Here is a 25,381-nt window from a genome sequence, read left to right as displayed (position 1 = left end):
AACGTCCGCCGCACCGATGCCGGTGTATGTACCGGTGCGTATGCGGCGGTCTACTTGTGGTAAAGGCTCAGACGCTCGTACTTGGGTTCGCAGCACACGTTGACGCCGAGCTTACGGTAGAGCGCCTCGTCGGCGGCGGAGATGATGACCGAGAAGAACGCGTCGCAGCCACGCAATTGCTCCAGTCCGGCGATCACGCGCGCGGCGGTCTCGTCCTCGGCGCTCGTGATGGACAGGGCGATGAGCGTCTCGTCGGAGTGGAGGCGACGGTTCATGCTGTTGAGATGCTCGGTCTTGAGACGGCAGATCGGTTCGATCGCCTTGTCGTCGATCACCGGCAGGTCGGCGTCCACACCGGTGACGGCCTTCAACGCGTTCATGAGCAGGGCGCTGGCGGCACCGAGCAGCACGCCCGTCTTGCCGGTGACGACGCGTCCGTCGGGCAGGACCATCGCGCCGGCCGGTGCGCCGGTCTCCTCCTCGCGGCGCAACGCGGCGGCGCGCGCCGGCGACAGGTCCTCGTCCACGCCCGCCTTCTTCATGATGGAACGCAGACGTTCGATCTGCTCCTCGCCCGTGCCGGTGCGTTTGAAGTTCACGGCGGCGGTGAAATAGCGGCGCACGATCTCCATGTTCGCAGCCTCGCGGCACGCCTCGTCGTCGACGATCGCGTAGCCGGCCATGTTGACGCCCATGTCGGTGGGACTCTGGTACGGGCTTTCGCCCATGATGCGTTCCATCAGCGCCTTGAGCACGGGGAACGCCTCCACGTCGCGGTTGTAGTTGACGGTGGTCTCGCCGTGTGCCTCCAAGTGGAACGAATCGATGATGTTCGCGTCGTCCAGGTCGACGGTGGCCGCCTCATAGGCGATGTTCACCGGATGGTTGAGCGGCAGGTTCCAGATGGGGAACGTCTCGAACTTCGCGTAGCCGGCCTCCACGCCGCGCTTGTGCTCATGGTAGAGCTGCGACAGGCAGGTGGCGAGCTTGCCCGAGCCGGGGCCGGGTGCGGTCACGACGACGAGCGGACGGCTGGTCTCGATGTAGTCGTTACGCCCGTAGCCATCGTCGGAGACGATGCGTTCGATGTCGTGCGGATAACCGGCGATGGGATAGTGCAGGTAGCAGGTGACGCCGAGACGCGCGAGCCGACGACGGTACGCGTCGGCGGCCGGCTGCCCGGCATACTGAGTGAGCACCACGGAGCCTACGTAACAGCCGCGTGAGCGGAACACGTCGATGAGCCTCAGCACGTCCTCGTCATAGGTGATGCCGAGGTCGCCTCGCGTCTTCGCCTTCTCGATATGGTTCGCGTTCACGGCGATGACGATCTCCACATCATCGGAAAGGCTCTCCAGCATGCGGAACTTCACGTCCGGCTCGAACCCGGGCAACACGCGCGACGCATGATGGTCGTCGAACAGTTTGCCGCCGAATTCAAGGTAGAGCTTGCCGCCGAACCGGGCGATGCGCTCCTTGATCCTCGCGGCCTGCAGCTCGATGTACTTGTCGTTGTCGAATCCCTGTCGCATATGCTGTGGCAACCCTTTCGAACGGCGGAACGGCACGAATCGGCCTGAAATCCCGAAACGATGACCACAACAGTATAGGCGATGCCATACTTGCGCCACGAGGACGCGACGTGCGACTACGTAGCCGATCATCCGTTATAATCCCTATGTCGGCCATACGCCCCCTCGAAGAAGAAGGAGACGAGAGTCCCTTGGATGTGTCCTTTGCCTATTTCGTGCAGCAGGTGCTGTCGAATCCCGCACTCGCCGTCACGACGTTGCTGACATTGGGCGTGATCTTCGTCAACGGTTGGACGGATGCGCCGAACGCGATCGCCACCTGCGTGACCACGCGGTGCATGCGCGTACGCTCCGCGGTGATCATGGCGGCCGTGTTCAACTTCCTGGGCGTGTTCCTGATGACCCAGTTCAACGCGTCCGTCGCCTCGACGATCAGCAACATGGTCGATTTCGGAGGGGACACGGATGCCGCGCTGATCGCATTGTGCGCCGCGCTGTTCTCGATCGTCGTCTACAGCGTGGGCGCGTCGATGCTGGGCATCCCCACGTCGGAGAGCCATAGCCTCATCGCAGGTCTGACCGGTGCCGCCATCGCCATCCACGGCGGTGTGGACGCCGTCGACATGGGCGAATGGGTGAAGGTGTTGTACGGCCTGGCCGCGAGCCTCCTGTTCGGGTTCGCGATGGGCTGGATCGTGTGCAAGATCGTGACGCTGATCTGCGCCGGATTCGACCGTCGTCGCACGAACGGCTTCTTCACCGGCGCGCAGATCGTGGGCGCCGCCGCGATGAGCTTCATGCATGGTGCGCAGGACGGTCAGAAATTCATCGGCGTGCTGTTCCTCGGCATGGCGTTCTGCAACGGGCAGCCGTCCGTCGCGGGCGTGGTCATCCCCGTGTGGCTGATGATCCTGTGCAGCACGATCATGGGCGTCGGTACCTCGGTGGGCGGCGAGAAGATCATCAAGTCCGTCGGCATGGACATGGTCAAACTGGAGAAATACCAAGGATTCTCCGCCGACCTGTCCAGCGCGTTATGCCTGCTCGTCATGACGGTGCTTGGTGTTCCCGTGTCCACCACGCATACGAAGACCAGCGCGATCATGGGCGTCGGCGCCGTACGCCGCCTGTCCGCCATCAATTTCGGTGTAGTGCGCGACATGATGCTCACCTGGGTGTTCACGTTCCCCGGCTGCGGCATCATCAGCTTCATCATGGCGAAACTGTTCATGGTCGTGTTCTAACGATTCCGACCCGTATCCACGGTATGTTCAAAGGAGAGAACCACTCATGGCGAGAAAGAACGACGCCTTCTACTTCGACGGATTCCGCAGGAGCGCGGCCTACGCGTGTGAGGCGGCGCATCTGCTGTCCGATGTGATGCACGGTTTCGATCCGTCGACGCTCGAGGCGCGTACCGATGAGATGCACCGCATCGAACAGGCGGCCGACAAGGTCCGTCACGGCATCATGGACGAGCTGGTGACCGCGTTCATCACGCCGTTCGAACGCGAGGACATCGCCGAACTAAGCCACGCGCTCGACGATGTGACCGACAGCATCGAAGGCGTGCTCGACCGCCTGTACTACGACAATGTGACCGACATGCGCGACGACGCCGTCGAAATGACGGATATGATCGTCCGCGCCTGCGAGCAGCTGGAGAAGCTCGTCGACGAACTCCCCCGGTTCAAACGGTCGAAGGCGCTGCGTGAGCTCGTATTCGCCATCAACACGATCGAGACCGACGCCGACCACCTGTTCGTCAAGTCGATGCGTACCCTGCACACCACGGGCGGCGACCCGCTGCAGGTGTTCGCCTGGCATGACGTCTACCGACACCTCGAACAGTGCGCCGACGACTGTGAAAACGCCGCCAACGCCATCGACAACATCGTCATGAAAAACAGCTGACAGTTCCCGTCCACCCCGTTCGACCCCCAAGCCTCCACACGCCGTCTCCCGCTGAAAGGTAACGTGACGTTCTTCCTCCCGCTGGCGGGAGGTGGCGCGCGCAGCGCGCCGGAGGTGGTCCGGCGTGTGGCCTGTGTGGGGTCCACCCCCACCCGCTTCGCGGGAGCCCCCGCCGGCGGGGGCGGCATCCCGCGCGCGTGTGGTGTGTGGTGGGCACGGCTCCCGGTGTGGTCGCGCGTGTGGTGTGGTGTGTTCCTCCCGCTGGCGGGGAGGTGGCGCGCGCGGAGCGCGCGTCGGAGGGTGGTCCGCCGGCTTGCCGGCGGGGGGCGCGCGTGATGGTCCGGGGGATATGCGAAGGCCCTTGGGAGCTGTGCTCGACCAAGGGCCTTCCTTATCGTGTGGTGCGGCGGCGTGCTACTCTCCCACATCCTCTCGGGTGCAGTACCATCGCCGTGCCAGGTCTTAGCTTCCGGGTTCGGAATGGGACCGGGCGTCTCTCCTGGCTATGACCGCCGCAAATCTTCAATTATCAGGGATTTCATATCCCTGATGGCTGGTGGTTTGGGGACCGGATGGTGGACGCTGTTGATTGGTTCTGTTGTGACCACGGTTCGTGTTGCTCCGTGTCGCGTGTATCCGCAGAAAGAGGTCGATGCCGTCCCAACATGGTTGGGATGTGTGTGTCGCGCTTCCCCGTTAGTACCGGTCGGCTCCACCCCTCGCGGGGCTTCCACGTCCGGCCTATCGACCACGTGTTCTACATGGGGGGTCACGGGTTTCGAAAAGCCCAGGGAATACTTATCTTGGAGCGGGCTTCCCGCTTAGATGCTTTCAGCGGTTATCCCTTCCGAACGCAGCCAACCGGCGGTGCCACTGGCGTGACAACCGGCGTACCGGAGGTTCGTCCACCCAGGTCCTCTCGTACTATGGGCAGGTCTCCTCAGTATTCCGACGAGCGCAGAGGATAGAGACCAAACTGTCTCACGACGTTCTGAACCCAGCTCGCGTGCCGCTTTGATCGGCGAACAGCCGAACCCTTGGGACCTGCTCCAGCCCAGGATGCGACGAGCCGACATCGAGGTGCCAAACCATCCCGTCGATATGGACTCTTGGGAATGATCAGCCTGTTATCCCCGGGGTACCTTTTATCCGTTGAGCGATGCCGCGTCCGTACACCGGCACCGGATCACTAGTTCCGACTTTCGTCCCTGCTCGACCCGTCGGTCTCGCAGTCAAGCCCCCTTGTGCACTTGCACTCGCCACCCGATTGCCAACCGGGCTGAGGGGACCTTTGAGCGCCTCCGTTACTCTTTGGGAGGCAACCGCCCCAGTTAAACTACCCGCCAGGCACTGTCCCAGAGCAGGATCACTGCTCGTGGTGAGACATCCAATGCGAACAGAGCGGTATTTCACCTTGCGACTCCACACGATCTGGCGACCATGCTTCCCAGTCTCCCGCCTATGCTACACAATCCACACCGAATGCCAATACCAAGGTATAGTAAAGGTCCCGGGGTCTTTTCGTCCTTCTGCGCTTAACGAGCATCTTTACTCGTACTGCAATTTCGCCGAGCTCCTGGTCGAGACAGTGGGGAAGTCGTTACGCCATTCGTGCAGGTCGGAACTTACCCGACAAGGAATTTCGCTACCTTAGGATGGTTATAGTTACCACCGCCGTTTACCGGGGCTTGAATTCACCGCTTCACGCCGAAACGCTGACGGATCCTCTTAACCTTCCGGCACCGGGCAGGCGTCAGTGCATATACAGCGGCTTGCGCCTTCGCATGCACCTGTGTTTTTGGTAAACAGTCGCTACCCCCTGGATTGTGCCACCCCCAACCGCTCCCCGGGCAAGCCGGTTCACCATCGGGGGTCTCCCTTAAACCGAAGGAACGGGAGTGATTTGCCGAGTTCCTTGACCAGGATTCGCTCGATCGCCTTGGTATGCTCTACCTGACCACCAGTGTCGGTTTGGGGTACGGGCGCCCATGCGCCTCGCGCCGAAGCTTTTCTCGACGGACGGACCCACCGGAAGACACACCAGAGTGTGCCCCCATCACGCCTCGGGCCATGTTTTCCCCGGATTTGCCTGGGGAAGGCCCCGCACGCTTGGACCCGGAAAACCACCTCCGGACCCGGCATGCCATCCGCGTCACTCCACGCGCTACCCTACCGGGAATCGGTTCCCAACACCCGGCCCGTCACCCACCCGAAGAGGATCAGAGACGGACGGAGGTTAGCATCATCCTTTCAGGTCTGTTCGGTTCATGGCCGGTACGGGAATATCAGCCCGTTCATCCATTCGACTACGCCTGTCGGCCTCGCCTTAGGACCCGACTCACCCAGGGACGACGAACGTGGCCCTGGAACCCTTGGTCATCCGGCGGCGGGGATCCTCACCCCGCTCTCGCTACTCATGTCTGCATTCTCACTCCCATGCAGTCCACGGACCGTTTCCACGACCGCTTCGACCCGCATGGGACGCTCTCCTACCCAGCAGCCGAAAAGCTGCTGCCGCGTCTTCGGTGGCGTGCTTGAGCCCCGCTACATTGTCGGCGCGGAACCACTAGACCAGTGAGCTGTTACGCACTCTTTCAAGGATGGCTGCTTCTGAGCCAACCTCCTGGCTGTCTATGCGACTCCACATCCTTTCCCACTTAGCACGCGCTTCGGGACCTTGGACGACGGTCTGGGCTGTCTCCCTCTCGACGACGGAGCTTATCCCCCGCCGACTCACTGCCGGGATACACTTGACGGGTATTCGGAGTTTGGTTGCTGTCGGTACCCGGTATGGGCCCTCAAGCATCCAGTAGCTCTACCCCCCGCAAGCAATCACCCGACGCTGCACCCAAATGCATTTCGGAGAGAACCAGCTATCACGGAATTTGATTGGCCTTTCACCCCCAGCCCCAGGTCATCCCCCCGGTTTTCAACCCAGGTGGGTGCGGTCCTCCACACGGTCCTACCCGCGCTTCAACCTGCCCAGGGCTAGATCATCCCGCTTCGGGTCCAGGACAAGCGACTCAGACGCCTTATTCAGACTCGCCTTCGCTACGCGTACCCCACACGGGTTACGCTCGCCACCTGCCACTGACTCGCAGACTCATTTTTCGATAGGCACGCCGTCACCCCACAAGGAGGCTCCGACGGATCGTAGGCGCACGGTTTCAGGTACTCTTTCACTCCCCTCCCGGGGTGCTTTTCACCTTTCCCTCACGGTACTAGTTCACTATCGGTCGGACAGGAATATCTAGGCTTACCCCACGGTCGGGGCGGATTCACACGGGATTCCACGAGGCCCGCGCTACTTGGGACACGCGATCGCGAGACCATGCGCATACGACTACGGGGCCATCACCCTCCACGGCCAGGCATCCAATCCTGTTCGTCTCGCACACGGCTTTATCACTCACGCCCGGTCCGTCGGAACCGGGACACACGCTCCCGCAACCCCGATGCCGCAACCCCCGACGGGTATCACACGACACCGGTTTGGCCTGATCCGCTTTCGCTCGCCACTACTCACGGAACATCCTTTCCTACAGGTACTGAGATGTTTCACTTCCCTGCGTACCCCCCAGCACAAGGCTGGTGCCACCCCATCGAGGGTGGCGGGTTCCCCCATTCGGACATCCTGGGATCAAAGCCCTGTCGGCGGCTCCCCCAGGCCTATCGCGGCCCCACACGTCCTTCATCGGTCCTGTCCGCCAAGGCATCCACCACTACGCCCTCACCAGCAACACACACGCGTCACCGGCGAAAACCAAATTCGCGAATACATCGGACGACACATCAACACAACATGTCAAAATGATCACAAAACGACCGAACGAACACCCAAGACAAAAAAACATCTCGGAGTCCATTCGAAATCAACAGAAACAAGAAAAACACTTTTCTTGCTCGCGTCCACTATCCAGTTCTCAAACCACCAACACACACCCCGACCAGCCACACCGACGACAAGCCGGCAAGCCAAGCCAGGGAGGCATCGGACCCGCACACCGGAAGACCCACGCGGCAAACACCCGCGCGAACCCCGGCAGTGGCGGTCCGGGAACCCAAAAGCATGCCACACCACTTACCGGCCACCCCCAAGAGGGACGACCCGGAAAGCCAACGATCTCTTCCACACCAGCAACCCCGACCGACCGTGCGACGATCGCACGCGCGGGGCACACACCGGCCACCAGACAGTGGCCTGAATTCTCCGTAGAAAGGAGGTGATCCAGCCGCACCTTCCGGTACGGCTACCTTGTTACGACTTAGTCCCAATCACGAGCCTCACCTTAGACGGCTCCACCCCTCACGGGTTAGGCCACCGGCTTCGGGTGCTGCCCACTTTCATGACTTGACGGGCGGTGTGTACAAGGCCCGGGAACGCATTCACCGCGGCGTTGCTGATCCGCGATTACTAGCGACTCCGCCTTCATGGAGTCGGGTTGCAGACTCCAATCCGAACTGAGACCGGTTTTCAGGGATCCGCTCCATGTCGCCATGTCGCATCCCGCTGTACCGGCCATTGTAGCATGCGTGAAGCCCTGGACGTAAGGGGCATGATGATCTGACGTCATCCCCACCTTCCTCCGAGTTGACCCCGGCGGTCCCCCGTGAGTCCCCAGCCGAACTGCTGGCAACACGGGGCGAGGGTTGCGCTCGTTGCGGGACTTAACCCAACATCTCACGACACGAGCTGACGACGACCATGCACCACCTGTGAACCCGCCCCGAAGGGAAACCCCATCTCTGGAGTCGTCGGGAACATGTCAAGCCCAGGTAAGGTTCTTCGCGTTGCATCGAATTAATCCGCATGCTCCGCCGCTTGTGCGGGCCCCCGTCAATTTCTTTGAGTTTTAGCCTTGCGGCCGTACTCCCCAGGCGGGATGCTTAACGCGTTGGCTCCGACACGGGACCCGTGGAAAGGGCCCCACATCCAGCATCCACCGTTTACGGCGTGGACTACCAGGGTATCTAATCCTGTTCGCTCCCCACGCTTTCGCTCCTCAGCGTCAGTAACGGCCCAGAGACCTGCCTTCGCCATTGGTGTTCCTCCCGATATCTACACATTCCACCGTTACACCGGGAATTCCAGTCTCCCCTACCGCACTCCAGCCCGCCCGTACCCGGCGCAGACCCACCGTTAAGCGATGGGCTTTCACACCGGACGCGACGAACCGCCTACGAGCCCTTTACGCCCAATAATTCCGGATAACGCTTGCACCCTACGTATTACCGCGGCTGCTGGCACGTAGTTAGCCGGTGCTTATTCGACAGGTACACTCAACGCCAAAAAACGCCTTGCTCCCTGCCAAAAGCGGTTTACAACCCGAAGGCCGTCATCCCGCACGCGGCGTCGCTGCATCAGGCTTGCGCCCATTGTGCAATATTCCCCACTGCTGCCTCCCGTAGGAGTCTGGGCCGTATCTCAGTCCCAATGTGGCCGGTCGCCCTCTCAGGCCGGCTACCCGTCGAAGCCACGGTAGGCCATCACCCCACCGTCAAGCTGATAGGACGCGACCCCATCCCATACCAGTAAGACCCTTTCCCAGAAGACCATGCGATCAACTGGAACATCCGGCATTACCACCCGTTTCCAGGAGCTATTCCAGAGTACGGGGCAGGTCGGTCACGCATTACTCACCCGTTCGCCACTCTCACCACCAAGCAAGCTTGATGGATCCCGTTCGACTTGCATGTGTTAAGCACGCCGCCAGCGTTCATCCTGAGCCAGAATCGAACCCTCCACAAAAAAACATTGCAGAAAGACATCCGAAAGATGACCCTCAAAAAAGAAAAGACGGAACCTCTAATAAGGAAAGAGGTTCGCACAAAAACCCCGACACCCATCAAACCCCCTCGGGTACTCCGGAACAACCGAAGCGGGAATCGGACTGGCAATCATTGACTATAAAGAAGTAAGTAGTACAACACACTCTTGAGTTCTCAAACCACCACCACGCCAACACCACGGGAAACCAACCAGAACAAGGCAGACAACCCGCCGCGCCGAGCGGCAACAGACAGATAACCTACATGAACTCCCACCACAACGCAAACCCACCCCACCACAACACCACCGAAACCCCCGGAAACACACGAATCCACCGGCGTGTCGAAACACCACCGAAACACGACGACAAACCCGACAAACCACCCTCCGACGCGCTCCGCGCGCCACCTCCCGCCAGCAGGAGGAACACACCCAGCCCGCCGAAGCCGGACAGCTTCCCCACGGAGGGGGCCGGAAACGAATCGGCGGCGCCTCGAACCGCTCAGCGGCCGTAGAACAGGCGGTCGGTCACCTCGCGGGCCTTGCGCATGACGGCGAGCAGGTCGTTCTCGAAATGCTGTCCGCGGTTCGCGTCGTAGCCGAGGTAGACGGCGATGCCGCCGAGCGAATACATGTCGTCGGGCAGGATGTCGGCCTGGTTGACGCGTCCGGACCACAGGTAGTTGCCGTTGCGCGCCGCGGTGCACATCGTCCACGCGTGGCGCAGGGTCGCGGCGTCGGCGGCGTCGATGAGCTTGCGGCGTTCGAGCACGTCCAAGGCCGCCAGGGTGCCGCCGACGCGCAGCTCCTTGATGTCGCCGGCGTGCCGCAGCTGCATGAGCTGCACGGTCCATTCCACGTCGGACAGGCCGCCTTTGCCGAGTTTGAGATGACGGTCGCGGCGCACGTTGCGCGGCAGGCGCTCCGCCTCCATGCGTGCCTTGAGCTTGCGGATGTCGCCGATTTCGGCGTCGGTCAGGTCGACGTGCGGGTAGCGCAGCGGGTCGGCGAGATTGGTGAGGAAGTCGCGTGCGAGCGCCTCGTCGCCGGCCGCGTACCGGGCGCGCAGCAGCGCCTGCCGCTCCCACGTGCTCGACCAGGAGCGGTAGTACTCCTCGCAGGAGGCGTAGGAACGCACGAGCGGCCCGTTCTTGCCTTCCGGCCGCAGGTCCAGATCGAGTTCGATCTTCGGTTCCAGCGTGGTCGGCCCTTGCAGGATGGCGCGCAAATCCTCGACGACCTTGCGGGCGAACAGGTTCGCCGTGTGCTCGTCGACGCCGTCGCCGGGACGGTAGATGAGGATCGCGTCCGCGTCGGAGCTGAAGTTCACCTCGCGGCCGCCGTAGCGTCCCATGCCGATGACGGCGAGCGCGGCCGGAGCGTCGTCGGGCGTCGCACCCCCGAATTCGCGCATCCGATGGTTGACCGCCCAGGTGAGCGCCGCGTCGATAATCGCGTCGTACACGTCGGTCATGCCTTCCAATGATGCGGCGTCGTCCATCACGCCGCTCATCCAGGCGAGTCCGATGCGTTCGATCTCGTGCCGGCGCATGGCGCGCATCGATGTGGCGAAATCGTTGATATCGCCCGCGTTGCGTTCCAGGGAGGAGCGACATTGCACGTCGAGGCTGTCGCGTGTGCGAGCCTTCAACCGTTCGTCGTTGCCGAGCCATGTGACCGATTCGACGGATTTGTTGAGCGCGTCGCCGAGGAAGCGCGAGTTGGACAGCACGTGGCACAGGCGTTGCGCGGCGGATGTGGAGTCGCGCAGGAAGCCGAGGTATTCGCTTTCGGTGCCGAAATGCTCTTCGAGTTTGCGCCAGTTGAGCAGGCCCATGTCCGGGTTCTGGCCTTGGCCGAGCCATTCGAGTACGGCGGGCAGGATGATGCGGTTGATCTTGGCGGCGCGGCCGATGCCGTTGGTGAGCGCGATGACGTGGCGCATGGCGGCGTCCGGGTCGCCGAATCCGATGGAGCTGAAGCGTTCGCGGGCCGCGTTCTGGCTGAGATTGATCTGATCGTCCTCCAGTTGCGCGGAGACGGGCAGCATCGGCCGGTAGTAGATGTCGAGGTGGAGGTGGCGCACTTCGCGACGCGTCTCGTCGTAGCGTTCGACGAGTTCCTCCGGGTGGAGGCGGAAGGCGCGCGCCACGCGGCGCAGCTCCTGGTTCTGGTTCAGCGCGTCCACGTCCACGTCGCGTTTGCGTTCGAGTCCGCCGAGGTTCGCTCCCGCGCCCAGGTCGGGGAACAGGTGGGTGCGTTTCAGCGCCCACATCTGCTGGCGGTGTTCGAGCACGCGTTCGAACCGGTAGTCGGCGGAGAGCCGTGCGGCCTGTTTGCGCGACACGTAGCCGCCTTCGGCGAGCCGGGCCAACGATTCGAGCGTGGAGCGGGTGCGCAGCGTCTCGTCGGCGCGTCCGTGGACGAGCTGGAGCATCTGCACGGTGAATTCGACGTCGCGCAGGCCGCCTTTGCCGAGTTTGATCTCACGGTCCTTGAGCGGCGCGGGGATGAGGTCCTCGACGCGTTTGCGCATCTTCTGGCAGTCGTAGACGAAGTTGTCGCGTTTGGAGGCGCTCCAGACGAACGGTCGGGTCATGTCCATGTAGGCGCGTCCGAGTTCCGGGTCGCCGGCGACGGGACGTGCTTTGAGCAACGCCTGGAACTCCCAGTTCTCGGCCCACTGCTCGTAGTAGCCACGGTGCGAGTCGATGGTGCGCACGAGCGGGCCGTCCTTGCCTTCGGGGCGGAGTCCGCCGTCGATCTGCCACAGGGTCGGTTCGGCGACGCCCATGATCACGGACTGGCATACGCGCTGCAATGTGGTGCCCATCTTGGTGCCGATGCGGATGAGCTCCTGACGTCCGATCTCCTTGTCGGCGGGTTCGACCGCGTAGATGAGGTCCACGTCGGACACGTAGTTCAATTCCTGGGCGCCGAGCTTGCCCATGCCGATGATGACGAACCGCACGTGTTCGCTGCCGGGCACCTCGTGTCGGGCGATGGCGAGCGCGCCTTCGAGCGCCGCGTCGGCCAGGTCGGACAGTTCGCGGCTGATGGTCGGCTGGATGGCGCACGGGTCGTCGGCGGTGGCGTCCTGCGCCATGATGGCGGCGAGCTGGTGACGGTAGGTGCCGCGCAGTGCGGTCGCGGCTTCGGCGAGGGACAACGTGGCGGCGGGCGCGGCCGTCTCGTCCGGATCGGCGCCGACCGCTTTGAGGATGTGCGCGCGACGTTGCGCGTGGTTGTACAGGTGGCTGTCACAGCTGTCCTTGGAAGCGGCTTCGACGAGTTCGGGGCGGAAGCGCATGAGCTTGCCGAGCGCGTCGGAGACGCCGAGCACGGTGACGAGCCGTTCGAACGCCGCCTCGTCGGGCACCATGGTCTTGAGGTCGCGTCCTTGGCTCTGCACGGCGTTGGTGATGCCGACGAGGTTGGCGAGCGCCGCATCCGGATCGCATGCCCTGCCGAGCGCCGTGAGGATGAACCTCAGCCGGTCGTCCGGCACCCCGTCGGCTTTGAGCCTGTCGAACTGGCCTCGCGCGTCGTCGAGGTCCTGCAGTCCCGCGCGGATGAGGTCCATGGCGGAGGGTCGGAATGCGTCGTTTGCGTTCATACCTAGCTAATGTACACCGCGGGCGGCGATATGCGTCCGATGCGGCGTCGGCTCCTCCGTGACGCGCCGTCCGCGTGCGTTAGACTGGGACGCGGTCGCAATCGTTCCGCGGCGTCCCGTGCACGGCGGGTGGCGTCGCACGTTCGAACGTCCGTCGTACGGACGGTTCGGAAAGGGTATGGTCATGAACGCTGTTGATATCGCGGGCATCGTCGCCTCGTGCGTGGTCGGCGTGCCGATCGGCATGTTCTTCGGATTCATTCCGTTCAGGAAGGACGAGCTCACCGAGGAGCAGAACAAGATGTCCCAGACGCTCGGCGTGGTCGGCGTGGGTCTGATCGTCGTGCTGATCCTCATGAAGCAGGACGCCGCGTCCTGGGCGGCGACGTTCGCGATGCTGGGGGGCGTCGCCATCGCGAAGATCCCGCCGTTGCACGCGTGGACGATTCGTCGTTTCCCGTGGCTGCAGCCGAAGAAGCAGACTCCCTCGAAACGTGCCGGGAAAACACCGAAGAAGAGAAAGTAATGTCCTGTTCCGGTTTTGATGATGACGAAGGCGGTGGGTTCCCGACATGGGATTCCACCGCCTTCGTCGGTTCATGGCCGGCCCGGAATCGATGCGCCGTCGGTCCGGAACCGCCGGTCTACCGTCACTCCTCGGTCTTGGTGAACAGGGGACGCACGTTGCGCCAGATGCGACGCGTGGTGGCGGGACGGTTCATCGTGTACAGGTGAACGCCGTCGACGCCGTGCGCGACGAGGTCGGTGATCTGCGTGGACGCGTAGTTGATGCCCGCCTCGCGCAGCGTGGGCACGTCGCTCCCCCACTTCTCGAGCAACGCCTCGACGGCGGGCGGCACGACCGTGTTGTTCTTCGCCGCCATGGAGCGCAGCGACTTCGCGCCGTTGATCGGCATGATGCCCGCCTCGATCGGCACGTCGATGCCGGCGGCGCGCGCCTTGTCGAGGAAGCGGTAGAAGTCCTCGTTGTCGTAGAACAGCTGGGAGATGAGATGCGTGGCGCCGGCGTCGACCTTGGCCTTGAGATAGTCGATGTCCTGGTCGAGCGAGGCGGCCTGGTAGTGTCCTTCCGGATAGCAGGCGCCGAACACCTTGAGCTCCGGCTTGCGCGCGCGGATGTAGCGTACCAGGTCGATGGCGTGCTCGAAGACGCCGACCGGGGTCTCCCCTTCGATGTAGTCGCCGCGCAGGGCAAGCACGGCGTCGACGCCGGCGTGCTCGAACATCTCCAACGCTTCGTCGACCTTCGCCTCGTCGGAGTAGAGGGCGGTCAGGTGGGCGACCGTGGGGATGCGGTATTCCTTGCGGATCGTGTTGGCGATGCGCGCGGTGGCGGTGCGGTCGGCGTGCGTGCCGTGGCCGTAGGTCACCGAGATGAAGTCCGGGTGCATGCCCTGCAGGCCGTCGAGCGTGTCGTAGATGGTGCCGACGGGCGCGTCCCGCTTGGGCGGGAACACTTCCAGCGAGAACATCGGCTGATGCATGATTGCAAACCTTCCTCGATAAAGGAGGCTCCCTCGGACGAGGGAGCCTCACTCATTCATTGCGTTTCGCGGGACGCGGTCACTTGGCGAGCTGGGCGCGCACGGCCTTGGCGGCGGCGACGAGGTGCTCGAGGCTCGGCCAGGTCTCCGCGTTGCCGCGGGTCTTCAGACCGCAGTCCGGGTTGATCCAGACCTTCTCGACGCTCATCTTCTTGAGGATTTCGCCGATGCGCTCCTCGATCTCCTGCTCGGAGGGGATGCGCGGGGAGTGGATGTCGTAGACGCCCGGGCCGGCCTCGGTCTCGAAGTTGGCCTCGTGGATGGCGTCGAGCACGACGAGGTCGCCGCGGGACGCCTCGAAGGAGATCACGTCGGCGTCCATCGCGTCGATGTCGCGGATGATGTCGTTGAACTCGGAGTAGCACATGTGCGTGTGGATCTGCGTGGTCGGCTTGACGCCGGAGTGCACGAGACGGAACGCGGGCACGGCCCAGTCGAGGTACTTGGAGTGCCAGTCGGTCTTCCTGAGCGGCAGCTTCTCGCGCAGGGCGGCCTCGTCGATCTGGATGACCTTGATGCCGGCGGCCTCCAGGTCGAGCACCTCGTCGCGGATGGCGAGGGCCAGCTGCTGGGTCTGCTGCTCGTGGGTGATGTCCTCACGAGGCCAGGACCAGTTGAGGATGGTGACCGGGCCGGTGAGCATGCCCTTCATGACGTGGTTCGTGCGGCTCTGCGCGTAAGCGGACCATTCGACGGTGATCGGCTTGGCGCGGGAGACGTCGCCCCACACGATCGGAGGCTTGACGCAGCGGGTGCCGTAGGACTGGACCCACGCGTTCTTGGTGAACAGGAAGCCGTTGAGGTTCTGGCCGAAGTACTCGACCATGTCGTTGCGCTCGAACTCGCCGTGGACGAGCACGTCGAGGCCGATCTCCTCCTGGTGCTTGATGCACGCGTCGATCTGGCCCTTGATGAACTCGTCGTATGCTTCCTTGGTGATCTCGCCCTTGCGGAACTTCGCACGCTCGGCGCGCACCTCGCGCGTCTGCGGGAAGGAGCCGATCGTGGTGGTGGGCAGCAGCGGCAGGCCGAGGGCCTCGCGCTGCAGCTTCTGGCGCTCGGCGCGGGCCGGCTGGCGCGTGTAGTCGGCTTCGGTGAGGGCGGCGATGCGCTCGGCGACCTTCGGGTCGGCGGACACGCGGGTGCCATCGAACAGCTCCTGGTTGGCGGCGAGCGCCGGGTCAGCCTTGCGGGCCTCGTCGTCGGCGTCGGCGAGGGCGGCGATCTCCTTGAGCTCGCCGAGCTTCTCGACGGCGAACGCGAAGTGCTTGAGCACGGCCGGGTCGAGGGCGGTCTCGCCTTCGGTGCTGAACGGCACGTGCAGCAGGGAGCTGGCGGTGGAGACGGCGACGTTCGGCGTGACCTGCTTGAGGGCGTCGACGAGGCCGAGGCTCACGGCGTAGTCGTTGCGCCAGATGTTGCGGCCGTTGACGACGCCGGCGAAGATCGTGGTGTTCTCGGCGACGCCGTGCTTGGAGACGGCAGCGAGGTTCTCGTCCTTGCCTTCGTTGAGGTCGAGGCCGATGCCGTCGAAGCCGAGCAGGTTGACGGTCTCGTACACGTCGGCGATGTGGCCGAAGTACGTGTTGAGCAGCACCTTGATCTTGCCGTCGCGGGCGGGCAGGATCTTCGCGTAGAGGCTCTTGAACAGCTCCACGTCGCCCGGCTGCTTGTCGAGCACGAGGAACGGCTCGTCGATCTGGATCCACTTGGCGCCGAGCTCGTTGAACTTGGCGAGCACCTGGGCGTACACGGCGGCGACCGCGTTCACGAGGCCCTTGTCGAAGGTGAGCTCCTGGGCGTCGTCGTCGCGGGCGAGCTTGAGGAAGGTGTACGGGCCGATGAGCACCGGCTTGGTCTCGATGCCGAGATCCTTGGCTTCGAGGTACTCGTCGAACGGCTTGGTGCCGTTGAGCTTGATCTCGGTGGACGGCTCGATCTCCGGCACGATGTAGTGGTAGTTGGTGGTGAACCACTTCTTCATCGGCAGGGCGGTCACGTCGCCCTTGTCGCCCTGGTAGCCGCGGGACATGGCGAACAGGGTCTCCTCCGGCTCGGTGAAGCCGAGACGCTGGTAGCGCTCGGGGATCACGTTGAGCAGGATCGCGGTGTCGAGCAGCTGGTCGAAGTAGCTGAAGTCGTTGCTCGGGATGAGGTCGACGCCGGCGGCGGCCTGGAGCTTCCAGTGCTTGGCCCTGAGCTCCTTGGCGGTGGCGTGCACCTCGTCGAGGGTGGCGTTGCCCTTCCAGTAGGCCTCGATGATCTTCTTCAGCTCTCGGTTCTGACCGATGCGCGGGAATCCGGACACGGACGTGAGTGCAGCCATGAATCCTCCATACTGCTAGCGTTAACGAAACGGCTTTTCAACCCGCCCAGCCTATCAAACACATCCGCAAACAGGGTCATCAGCGACGGTTAAGTGTCGCTATCAATCGGCTTTATAGCGCCGTTTCCCGACCTTGTTCAACGAGCGCTTGGCAACCGGACGAATACACGAGCGGCGAGTATACGCCGCCCGCGTCATTCCTGCGCCGCCATGACCATATACCGGTTGCGATACCGGTTGCGATACCGGCCGCGTCCGTCCGCGCCCGCCCCGGCGAGGGCGCTCAGTCGAAGTCGGAGGAGCTCATCACGGCGAGCAGGTCGCCGGAGTGCACCTGCCACTGCTTGAACGGCTTGTCGGAGCCGAAGATCACGACGCCCGCGGTCTGGAGTCCCAGGTTGAGCAGGTCGAGGCGTTCCGGATCGGATTCGGAGGAGGCGAGCCACTGGCTGGCGATCGAGACGGTGGGCTCGTGGCCGAGCACCATGAGCACGCGCGCCTTGTCCTTGACGTGCGTGAGCTCGTCGAACACGGCCTGCATGCCGCCGTCGTAGAGGCTCTGATGGTAGTCGACCTTGGGCTTGTCGCCGAAGGTCTTGAGCATCTTGCCCAGGGTCTGGCGGGCGCGCGTGGCGGCCGAGCAGGCGATGGCGTCGGGCACGAGCTTCATCTCGGCGAGCCCCTTGGCGGCCTTCTTCGCCTGCTTGAGCCCCTTGGACGTGAGCTCACGGCCGTAGTCGCCCTCGGCACCGAACGGCTCCGCCTTCGCGTGCCGCATGACGATCAGGATGTGGCCGTAGCCTTTGGCCCGCTTCGCGACCTTGTTCGGATTGACTCCCACGTTGGGCCTCCCAGCCTCGTTTGTCCCTCGGCTCGCGCGTCACACACACGTAAGCGCTCACGAATACATCAGTCGATTATACGTCCCCGCGCACGCCCACGCGTCATCATCACCCCGCACGATTTCGACCGCACAATCGGCCCGCACGCCATATCAGACGTCGAGCGAGCCCACCTGCCGGTCGAGGTCGCGCAGCACCTTGCGCAGCTTGCGGTCGGAGATGTCGCGCAGCTCGAGGTCCTCCAGCTGCGCCTCGCGCTCCTCGGCGGTCATCTCGTCCACGTCGGTGACGGTGTCCTTGGCGGGGCGGTCGCGTTTCTTCAGCGCGGTGAAGCCGTCGGCCATGGCGCGCGCGACGACGAGGAAGCCGGTGTGGCCGATCATCTGGTGGTCGGGGCGCACAGCGAGGCCGGCGACCTTCCAGCTGCGTTCGAGCGTCTCCTGCACGGCCGGCTCCGTCCACCGCCCGGATTCGCGCAGCGCCTCGACCATGCGGCTCATCTGCGTGGTCGTGGTGATGTAGGCGACGAGCACGCCGCCGGGCGCGATCACCCGCCACGCCTGTTCGAGACGGTTCCACGGGTCGAGCATGTCGAGCATGATCCGGTCATAGTGGTGTTCGGGCAGCCCGGCCGCCACCGTGTCGAAGTCGCCGGTCCTCAGGTCCCACCACGCGGGCTTTCCGCCGTAGTAGAGCGTGGCGTTCGCCTCGGCGACGCGCGCGAAGTCGGGTCGCAGCTCGATGGTGGTGAGCCCGCCGGTCTCCCCCACCGCGTCGAGCAGGTTGACGCTCATCGCGCCCGATCCGGCGCCGGATTCGAGCACGCGGTGCCCGGAGCGGATGTCGCCGAGCTGGATGACCTGCGCGATGTCCTTCGGGTACATGATCTGCGCGCCGCGCGGCATGGACAGCACGTAGTCGGCGAGACGCGGGCGCATCACCGCGTACTGCCAGCCGCCGATCGCGCGCGCCGCCTTCCACGGCTTGCCGGCGTCACGTTCCGGGTGGAGGGCGTTGACCTGCGCCTCGCGTTTCGCGGTGACGGTGGTGACGACCACGCCTTCGGTGCGGCCGATCACGTCGTCGTGCAGGATCAGACCGTGCTCGGTCTGTGTGCTGCCTCCGGCGACGATCTGGTCGGTGATCTTCTTGCCCTTGCGGTCGGTGAACTGCACCTTCTCGCCCGCCTGAAGCGGTCCACGTCGCATGAACGGTCTCCTTAGCTGTCTGCTGTCGTTCTCGGGAAACGTCGACGGATCGTCGACGGAATACGGTCATCGTGCCCTATCGCACGGACTACCTACCTCACGGACTACCGCCTACCGCGCCGGCCGCCAACCGGTCGCGTCGGCGAGCGCGTCCAGCGCGGCGCGGTACGAGCCGTCGGCGCGCATGTCGCCGAGCGCCTCGGCGATGTCGGCGGCGAGCGTGACGGCCCCGGCCTGCACGGCGATGCCGTAGCGCACGCTCCCGTAGCGCACGCCCGTCACGCGCTCCGTGAGCGTGCCGCCTTCGTCGCGCGCGAGTCCGGCGAGCGTGACCGCGTCGCCGGCGATCGCGTCGGCGGTGCCGACCATGAGATCGGTGACGCATTGCGGATAGGTGTCGCGTTCGCGCGTCTTCGCCCGCGGCGCGACGGCGAGCAACGCGTCCTTCGCGCCGCTGCCGGCGACCGTGCAAACGGACTTGCCGGCGAGCGCGGCGACGTCGCCGATGCCTCCGGCATCGTCGGGGCGTGCGAGCAGTCCCTGCCGCGTGGTCAGGTACGGTCCGGCGTAGGTGGCGTGACTGTCGGAGACGACGCCGTTCTCGCCCGTACCGCCGTCCTTGCCGCCACTGTCCCGGCCGTCGCCGTCGTCGTTCCCGTCGCCGGCGGGCATCGGCATGCCGGCGACGACCATGTCGACGGTACCGTCGGCGAGCAGTTCGAGGCGGTTGGAGGGTTCGACCTGTTTGAAGACAATCTGCTTGTTCGCGTATCCGAGTCTCTTGGCGACGTATCGGGCGATCTCGACCTCGAATCCGCCGTAGCCGCCGTCATGCCAGCGTGACAGTCCCGGCTCGTCGGCGGCGACGCCGATCGCGATGGTGGGGCCGTCCGGCTGTCTCACCGTGGAGGGGGCGCCGCCGCAGCCCGCCGTCGCGACGAGCGCGAGCGCCGTCAGCGCGGCGGCGAGGCCCCGCGTGACGCACGTGCGCGCGCCCGGCCGGCGGCTCGCATGGTAACGCCGCGGGCGATCGGTTCGGTTGCGGATGGCTGCCATGCGGCGTCTCACTTGAACATGCGCGAACGGGTGAGGAACCAGGTGACGGCGACGGACAGCGCCACGGAGATGAGGATGATGACGGCGAAGCCCCATGATTTGTCGGTCAATGGCATGCCGAGCATGCCGTCCTGGAAGTTCATGCCGTACATGGAGAAGATGAGCGTCGGGATGGACAGCGTGATGGAGATGATCGTGAAGATGCGCATCACGTTGTTCAGGTTGTTGGACACAATCGAGGCGAACGCGTCGGTCATGTTCGCGAGAACGCCGCTGTAGATGTTGGCCATCTCGATGGCCTGCTTGTTCTCGGTGATGACGTCGTCGAGCAGGTCCTCGTCGTCCGGGTACTGCTTGATGCGCTGCAGGGTGGTGAGCTTCTCCATCACGATCTCGTTCGATTTGAGGGAGGTTGTGAAGTAGACCAACGTCTTGGAGAGCTCCATGAGCATCACGATCTCGCGGTTCTGCATGGAGTGGCGCAGCTTCAGTTCGAGCTTGTCGCTCTCGCGGTCGATGATGCGCAGGTAGCGCAGGTACATGGTGGCGTTGCGGTAGAGGATCTGCAGGATGAACCGCGAGTGCATGTACGTGTTGAACCCGCGGATCGTGCCCTCCATGAACGGGTGGAGCACGGGCGTGTCCTGCATGCACACGGTGATGATGAGATGCTCGGTGACGATGATCGACAACGGGATGGTCTCGTACCAGTCGCGCCCGCCGCGCTCCTCGACGGTCGGGATGTCGACGATGACCATCGTGTAGTCGTCCTCGACGTCGACGCGGGACCTCTCCTCGTCATCGAGCGGCGCGCGCAGGTCGGCGAGGTCGACGCCGGTCTCGGAGGCGACGGTGGCGAGCTCCACGTCGGTGGGTTCGCTCAGGCACAGCCATGAGCCGTTCTCCGGTTTGTCGACCCGCTCCACTTGGCCGTTAATGGTGCTGAACATCCTCAACATCGTCTCTTCACCCGCCTTTCGCCATGTCCGTCCGATCGGGGCCCGCCCCGAAAACCTCGACAAGTCTAGTCCCATGTGCGGGACGTGCGCCAACGGATATCGCCATTGCGGTTGAATTCACGGTGAATTCGCGAGACGTCACGGCCGGCGCCGTCACCAGTTAATCGGCTGCCAGTCGGGCATGTGCGGGCCCCTCAATTCGGCGGGGCCGTTCTCCCAGTCGCCGAGGTTCGCGACGGCGGGACCCTGGTTGTGCTCGACGAGGTCGAACATCGGCTCGGCCGCGGGCCTCCCGTTGACCGTGTGACGTACGGCGAGACGGCTCCAGCAGGCGTTGCGCATCGAGCCGACCGCGTTCATGCCGTCCGGGTCGAGTCCGAGCAGTTCGCTGATCGTCGCGACGATCCACGAGCCGTGGCCGACGAGCATCAGCGTGACTGGCCGCTCGCCCGCATAGGCGGGGTCGGCGATGATGTCGCGCACGGCCTTCGCGCCGCGCTCCCCCACGGCACGGCGGCTTTCCACCCCGTAGGCGGTCTCGCCGCCCTCATGCCGCTTCCATGAGGCGTAGGCTTCGGCGTCCACCGCGCGCACCTCGTCGCGGGTCAGGCCCTCCCACTGGCCGAAGGAGCGTTCGCGCAGACGCGGGTCGGGCGTGACGGGAAGGCCGAGGATGTCGGCGAAGGCGTGCGCGGTCTGCATGGCGCGGAACAGGTCGGAGCTGATGACGGCCATGCGGCGGCGTGCGGCGGGGGCCTCCTCGTATTCGAACGTGCGGGTCCGTTCCCTCGCCTCGGGCCCCGGCTGCGGGATCGACGCGGGGTCGTCGGCGAGGCGGCTCACCTTCGCCCAGTAGTAGCGGGCGGCGAGCGCGAGGCCGGACTGGTCGGCCTGCCATTGGCCGACGATGTCGAGCGGGATGTCGATCTGCCCCTGCAATCGGCGTTGGAGGTTGTAGTTCGTGCGTCCGTGCCTGAGCATCACGATCTCGTCGATCATCGTCGGTCCTTTCCGTCGCCTGCGGCCGTGCCGCCATCCACGTCCCAGCTTCCCACATGCACGCCGCTGCCGCCGCTGCGACGCGCCGGACCGCCGGTACAATGGAGCGGTGTTGATTTCGGATGCCACGCGCGCCTTCGCCCGCGCGCATAGGGATGAGGACGTGCGCGACCTCGCGCTGCACGCGAAGCCGGGGCCGGACGTGGATCTCACGGCCGCGCTGGAGCAGATCGCCGGATTCCGGACGGCGCGCGTGAAGCTGCCCGGTTGGGCGGCGTGCGAGGACGTCGTCTACCCGCCGCACCTGGCGATGGAGCAGTGCTCGTCGGAGGCGACGGCGCGCTACAAGGCGGACGTCGCGCGGCGGATCATCGCGGGCGGTGACGGCGATGCGGCCGCCGGGAACGCCGCGGCGGGCGAGCCGACGACGCTGATCGATTTCACCGGCGGTTTCGGCGTTGATCTCTCGTACATGGCGCGCGCGTTCGACCGCGCGGTCTACGTGGAGCGGCAGGAGCATCTGTGCGAACTGGCCGCGCACAACCTGCCCGCGCTGGGGCTCGCGCACGCGCGCGTCGTGAACGACGACGCGGCCGTCTATCTCGCGACGCTGCCGGACGATGCGGCGACGATGGCGTTCCTCGATCCGGCGCGACGCGACGCGCACGGCGCACGCACGTACGCGATTGCCGACTGCACGCCGGACGTGCTGGGGCTCATCAATCGGCTGCTCGCCGTCGCGCCGCACGTGATGGTGAAGCTCTCCCCGATGCTCGACTGGCATAAGACGGTCGCCGATTTCGCGGGTCTCGTGCATGAGGTGCATATCGTGTCCGTCGCCAACGAATGCAAGGAGCTGCTGCTCGTCATCGGCCGCGACGCGTGCGCCGCGCCGCGGGTCCTCTGCGTGAACGACGGGCGGGCGTTGGAGTTCGACGCGGACGACGACGGCCGCGACACCGCAGCCGATACCGGCGCTACCGTTGAGAGGACGGGCGGTGAAACGACGGCCGGTGACGCACCCGGACAAGGCGGCCGCACCGCCGACCCCGCCGAGCCCGATTCGTGGCGGTACCTGTACGAGCCGAACGCGTCGATCATGAAGGCTGGCTGCTTCGCCCTGCTCGCACGCCGCTTCGCCGTGGCTCCGGTCGCACGCGACAGCCACCTGTTCGTTTCCGGGAATCCTATCGAGGATTTCCCCGGCCGCGCGTTCGAAATCGACGCGGTCGCCACGATGAACAAGAAGGAGCTGAGGAAACTCACGGACGGGCTCACGCACGCGAACATCGCGACGCGCAACTTCCCGCTCCCGGTCGCCGTGCTGAGGAAGAAGCTCAAGCTCAAGGACGGCGGCGACGCCTATCTGTTCGCCACCACCGACGCCGCCGGCCGCCACATCGTCATCCGTTCGCGGAAACGATGACCCGCTGAGTTTCGCGTCCGAGCGGTTCCGTTTCGCCGCGTCAGTCGACGATCATGTCGGAGCGGACACGCTCGGGGGCGATGTCCATGCCGTTCGGCCACGTGGGGGCTCCGGCCACCAATCGGACACCCCGGAAAACCGACTGGTTCCGCAATGCACGGAAGTCGCCTTCATCGAGGTATTTCGACATGTCGAACACGCCCCGCGCCCCGTCGGAGCAGACGACCCTCAATTTGTATCCGTCCAGCGGAACCACTTCGGTCACATCACACAGATAATCCAGAAACGACATATCCGTCCTCTCCTATCGCAGCGGCTCGATACGCATCGACAATCCAAGCTTCCAGACCATCGTCAAGGTGGTTCGCGCGCTCGGAGGCCGGATCAGCATCCAACCCGCCTGATCGGCCGTAATACGAGACAGGGCCCCGGTCCGATGCGCGGAAGCGATCAATCGGACCAGGGCCCTGCGAAAACGGGAAACGGAACGTGGGCCAGAAGGCTCAGTCCTTCTCGATGGTCTTGCCGGCGGTGGGGCCGGAGGCGAGGTTCTGGATCTCGGTGACTTCGAGCACCGGGATGACGGCCGGCTTCTTGGTGCCCTTCTCCTCGGCGACCTTGACCTGCTCCTCGTAGATGGCGTCGTCGGAGTGCAGGGTCACGGTGCCGCGGAAGCGGTAGCCCTTCTTCTCGGCGAGGTTCGCGAACGCGATGACCAGCGGGGAGCCGTTCTTGAGGTTCTCGTAGGCCTGGCCGGCGGTGCGCTCGTGGTAGGCGATGTGGTTGTCGTCGAGCACGAACAGGCTCATCTTCGGGCCGAGGTCGAGCTGGCCGTCCTTGGAGACGGTGGAGATCCAGCCCAGATTGTTCTCGATGAAGGTCTTCATTTCGGCGGTGATCGTTGCCATGGCAGTGTCCTTTCGTTGCAACGGACGGTTGTATCCGCACCCCACCTTACCCACTCCCCCGCCGCGCCCGGCCGACGTCCGCTGTGAGCATGCACACATGGGCATGTCACGGCCGCGCGGGCCGTATCGTATGAGCGGACGACGCCGGTGCGAACGGTCGGCGCGAATCGAGGGAAAGGCGGCGAGACGGGTATGCGGATGGTCGAACGGTTCAATGCGCTGCGCAGTCGCTGGTCGCGCTCGTTCCCGCCGAATCTGGCGCGCATCATGCTGCTCGCATGCGCGGCGCTGTGGGGCGGCAGCTATCTGCTCGCCAAGGTGGCGATGACCGCGATCACGCCGCAATGGCTGATGGCGTTGCGTATGGCGGGCGCCAGCGCGTGCATGCTCGCCCTGTTCCACCGGCATATCCTTCCGGCGCTCAACCGGTCGATCATCATACCGGCGCTCGTGGTGGGCGTCACCTATTGGGGCACGATGGTCACGCAGATGACGGGGCTGCAGACGATCGACCCGGGGCGCAGCGCGTTCCTGACCGCCGCCTACTGCGTGCTCACGCCGTTCGCCACGTGGATCGTCTCCCGCGTCCGGCCGAGGGCCATCAACCTGGTGGCCGGCGTGATCTGCCTCGTCGGCGTGGGATTCGTCTCGCTCAAAAACGGCATGACGTTGTCCCTGTCCGCCGGCGACTGGCTGACGATCGGCACGGCCGTCGTCTTCTCGTTCAACCTCACCTGCCTCGGCGTATATGCGAAACGCTTCGACCCGATCGCCGTCACCTTCGTGCAGTTCGCGGTGGCCGGCGTGCTGTTCGTCGCGGGCGCAGCGTTCACCGAGCCCGCGCCGACCACCGCGTGGCTGGCACCGCCGGTGGTGGCGAGCGTCCTCTACCTGTTCCTCGGGGCGACGATGAGCGCGCAGATCATGCAGAACATCGGCCTCGCGCACGTACCCGCCTCGCAGGCATCGATCATCATGTGCACGGAAAGCCTGTTCGCTGTCTCGTTCTCCGCCCTGTTCTGGGGCGAGCGGATCACGTGGAGCTCGCTGGTCGGGTTCGCGCTGATCTTCACGGCCGTATTGCTGTCCGTCTTCAGGCCGACGCGCCACTCGCTGCACCGCAATTGAATGGTGGCAGGCGGCAGCACGCCACGACAGTAGACAGACCACGCATGTAACGCCGATATGTCGCTCCTGTGGAGATTCGTGCCGACATGTAAGCATTCTGAATCTTTCGCGTGTGCTTCAGGCGATTCCAAG

Annotated in this window: 16 protein-coding genes, 3 rRNA genes and 1 pseudogene; 6 read left to right on the top strand and 14 right to left on the bottom strand. The window is 64.5% G+C overall.

Features of this window, described 5'->3' with window-relative positions; genetic code table 11:
* Positions 1-50: 50 nt before the first annotated feature.
* Positions 51-1,532 carry a DUF1846 domain-containing protein gene (locus BSTEL_RS05240; RefSeq protein ID WP_034528025.1) on the bottom strand — a complete coding sequence of 494 codons (1,482 nt, stop codon included), beginning with the start codon at positions 1,530-1,532 and terminating at the stop codon, positions 51-53.
* Between the two features lie 191 nt (positions 1,533-1,723).
* On the opposite strand from BSTEL_RS05240, the gene BSTEL_RS05235 reads away from it, so the two are divergent.
* Both BSTEL_RS05235 and BSTEL_RS05230 read left to right on the top strand, forming a co-directional pair.
* Complete coding sequence (locus BSTEL_RS05235) at positions 1,724-2,776, top strand: inorganic phosphate transporter (RefSeq protein WP_034528023.1); 1,053 nt, start codon at positions 1,724-1,726, stop codon at positions 2,774-2,776.
* Positions 2,777-2,822: 46 nt separating this feature from the next.
* Entirely contained in the window at positions 2,823-3,446 is a 624-nt protein-coding gene (locus BSTEL_RS05230) for a DUF47 domain-containing protein (protein WP_034528020.1), read from the top strand.
* 401 nt (positions 3,447-3,847) lie between these two features.
* Here the strand turns inward: BSTEL_RS05230 and rrf are convergent.
* The 4 genes from rrf to BSTEL_RS05210 all read right to left on the bottom strand — a co-directional run bounded on the left by rrf (position 3,848) and on the right by BSTEL_RS05210 (position 12,832).
* Positions 3,848-3,963 (bottom strand): 5S ribosomal RNA (rrf, locus tag BSTEL_RS05225).
* Positions 3,964-4,123: 160 nt separating this feature from the next.
* Positions 4,124-7,190 (bottom strand): 23S ribosomal RNA (locus BSTEL_RS05220).
* A gap of 472 nt (positions 7,191-7,662) precedes the next feature.
* Positions 7,663-9,195 (bottom strand): 16S ribosomal RNA (locus BSTEL_RS05215).
* The 16S, 23S and 5S rRNA genes sit together here, the layout of an rRNA operon.
* Before the next feature lie 523 nt (positions 9,196-9,718).
* Entirely contained in the window at positions 9,719-12,832 is a 3,114-nt protein-coding gene (locus tag BSTEL_RS05210) for a bifunctional [glutamine synthetase] adenylyltransferase/[glutamine synthetase]-adenylyl-L-tyrosine phosphorylase (RefSeq protein WP_034528017.1), read from the bottom strand.
* A 184-nt stretch (positions 12,833-13,016) separates the two neighbouring features.
* Between BSTEL_RS05210 and BSTEL_RS05205 the strand changes: the two genes are divergently transcribed.
* Entirely contained in the window at positions 13,017-13,358 is a 342-nt protein-coding gene (locus tag BSTEL_RS05205) for a hypothetical protein (RefSeq protein WP_034528015.1), read from the top strand.
* A 124-nt stretch (positions 13,359-13,482) separates the two neighbouring features.
* On the opposite strand, the gene metF is transcribed toward BSTEL_RS05205, so the two are convergent.
* The 7 genes from metF to BSTEL_RS05170 form a co-directional block, all read right to left on the bottom strand.
* Positions 13,483-14,337, bottom strand: a complete 855-nt coding sequence (metF, locus tag BSTEL_RS05200; RefSeq protein WP_034528012.1) for a methylenetetrahydrofolate reductase [NAD(P)H] — start codon at positions 14,335-14,337, stop codon at positions 13,483-13,485.
* Positions 14,338-14,416: 79 nt separating this feature from the next.
* Positions 14,417-16,723, bottom strand: a complete 2,307-nt coding sequence (metE, locus tag BSTEL_RS05195) for a 5-methyltetrahydropteroyltriglutamate--homocysteine S-methyltransferase (RefSeq protein ID WP_034528010.1) — start codon at positions 16,721-16,723, stop codon at positions 14,417-14,419.
* A gap of 283 nt (positions 16,724-17,006) precedes the next feature.
* On the bottom strand, positions 17,007-17,564 hold the full coding sequence (locus BSTEL_RS05190) for a SixA phosphatase family protein (RefSeq protein WP_034528007.1): 558 nt from the start codon (positions 17,562-17,564) through the stop codon (positions 17,007-17,009).
* A 153-nt stretch (positions 17,565-17,717) separates the two neighbouring features.
* Positions 17,718-18,773, bottom strand: coding sequence for a tRNA (adenine-N1)-methyltransferase (locus BSTEL_RS05185; RefSeq protein WP_034528004.1), 1,056 nt, complete (start codon positions 18,771-18,773; stop codon positions 17,718-17,720).
* A gap of 111 nt (positions 18,774-18,884) precedes the next feature.
* A complete protein-coding gene (locus BSTEL_RS05180; protein ID WP_051922865.1) occupies positions 18,885-19,829 on the bottom strand; it encodes a transporter substrate-binding domain-containing protein in 945 nt (314 codons plus the stop codon).
* Positions 19,830-19,837: 8 nt separating this feature from the next.
* Complete coding sequence (locus BSTEL_RS05175) at positions 19,838-20,788, bottom strand: magnesium transporter CorA family protein (protein WP_034528002.1); 951 nt, start codon at positions 20,786-20,788, stop codon at positions 19,838-19,840.
* A gap of 153 nt (positions 20,789-20,941) precedes the next feature.
* Positions 20,942-21,787, bottom strand: a complete 846-nt coding sequence (locus BSTEL_RS05170) for a histidine phosphatase family protein (protein WP_034527999.1) — start codon at positions 21,785-21,787, stop codon at positions 20,942-20,944.
* Positions 21,788-21,896: 109 nt separating this feature from the next.
* Here BSTEL_RS05170 and BSTEL_RS05165 point away from each other — a divergent pair, with 109 nt between their 5' ends.
* The gene (locus BSTEL_RS05165) at positions 21,897-23,213 is read left to right on the top strand and encodes a THUMP-like domain-containing protein (RefSeq protein ID WP_034527996.1); all 1,317 of its coding nucleotides are present in this window, start codon (positions 21,897-21,899) and stop codon (positions 23,211-23,213) included.
* Positions 23,214-23,253: 40 nt separating this feature from the next.
* Here the strand turns inward: BSTEL_RS05165 and BSTEL_RS05160 are convergent, their stop codons facing one another.
* Positions 23,254-23,505: a DUF2442 domain-containing protein gene (locus BSTEL_RS05160; protein ID WP_034527994.1), complete on the bottom strand. Its 252-nt coding sequence runs from the start codon at positions 23,503-23,505 to the stop codon at positions 23,254-23,256.
* A 25-nt stretch (positions 23,506-23,530) separates the two neighbouring features.
* Here BSTEL_RS05160 and BSTEL_RS12995 point away from each other — a divergent pair.
* Positions 23,531-23,617: pseudogene (locus tag BSTEL_RS12995) on the top strand (addiction module antidote protein); the annotation flags it as partial.
* A gap of 99 nt (positions 23,618-23,716) precedes the next feature.
* Here BSTEL_RS12995 and BSTEL_RS05155 read toward each other — a convergent pair.
* Complete coding sequence (locus BSTEL_RS05155; RefSeq protein WP_034527991.1) at positions 23,717-24,121, bottom strand: pyridoxamine 5'-phosphate oxidase family protein; 405 nt, start codon at positions 24,119-24,121, stop codon at positions 23,717-23,719.
* Between the two features lie 192 nt (positions 24,122-24,313).
* On the opposite strand from BSTEL_RS05155, the gene BSTEL_RS05150 reads away from it, so the two are divergent.
* Positions 24,314-25,249: a DMT family transporter gene (locus tag BSTEL_RS05150; RefSeq protein WP_034527987.1), complete on the top strand. Its 936-nt coding sequence runs from the start codon at positions 24,314-24,316 to the stop codon at positions 25,247-25,249.
* Positions 25,250-25,381: the final 132 nt, after the last annotated feature.

The organism is Bifidobacterium stellenboschense, assembly GCF_000741785.1.
Classification (GTDB): Bacteria; Actinomycetota; Actinomycetes; order Actinomycetales; family Bifidobacteriaceae; genus Bifidobacterium; species Bifidobacterium stellenboschense.
Note: the sequence above shows the minus strand (reverse complement) of the source record. Positions and strands in the feature narration are given on the sequence as shown.

Excerpts from the sequence above, each read along its gene's own strand:
- BSTEL_RS05240 (WP_034528025.1), bottom strand. The coding sequence starts at position 1,532 with ATGCGACAGGGATTCGACAACGACAAGTACATCGAGCTGCAGGCCGCG.
- BSTEL_RS05230 (WP_034528020.1), top strand. The coding sequence starts at position 2,823 with ATGGCGAGAAAGAACGACGCCTTCTACTTCGACGGATTCCGCAGGAGC.
- BSTEL_RS05210 (WP_034528017.1), bottom strand. The coding sequence starts at position 12,832 with ATGAACGCAAACGACGCATTCCGACCCTCCGCCATGGACCTCATCCGC.
- BSTEL_RS05205 (WP_034528015.1), top strand. The coding sequence starts at position 13,017 with ATGAACGCTGTTGATATCGCGGGCATCGTCGCCTCGTGCGTGGTCGGC.
- metF (WP_034528012.1), bottom strand. The coding sequence starts at position 14,337 with ATGCATCAGCCGATGTTCTCGCTGGAAGTGTTCCCGCCCAAGCGGGAC.
- metE (WP_034528010.1), bottom strand. The coding sequence starts at position 16,723 with ATGGCTGCACTCACGTCCGTGTCCGGATTCCCGCGCATCGGTCAGAAC.
- BSTEL_RS05185 (WP_034528004.1), bottom strand. The coding sequence starts at position 18,773 with ATGCGACGTGGACCGCTTCAGGCGGGCGAGAAGGTGCAGTTCACCGAC.
- BSTEL_RS05180 (WP_051922865.1), bottom strand. The coding sequence starts at position 19,829 with ATGGCAGCCATCCGCAACCGAACCGATCGCCCGCGGCGTTACCATGCG.
- BSTEL_RS05175 (WP_034528002.1), bottom strand. The coding sequence starts at position 20,788 with ATGTTGAGGATGTTCAGCACCATTAACGGCCAAGTGGAGCGGGTCGAC.
- BSTEL_RS05170 (WP_034527999.1), bottom strand. The coding sequence starts at position 21,787 with ATGATCGACGAGATCGTGATGCTCAGGCACGGACGCACGAACTACAAC.
- BSTEL_RS05160 (WP_034527994.1), bottom strand. The coding sequence starts at position 23,505 with ATGTCGTTTCTGGATTATCTGTGTGATGTGACCGAAGTGGTTCCGCTG.
- BSTEL_RS05155 (WP_034527991.1), bottom strand. The coding sequence starts at position 24,121 with ATGGCAACGATCACCGCCGAAATGAAGACCTTCATCGAGAACAATCTG.
- BSTEL_RS05150 (WP_034527987.1), top strand. The coding sequence starts at position 24,314 with ATGCGGATGGTCGAACGGTTCAATGCGCTGCGCAGTCGCTGGTCGCGC.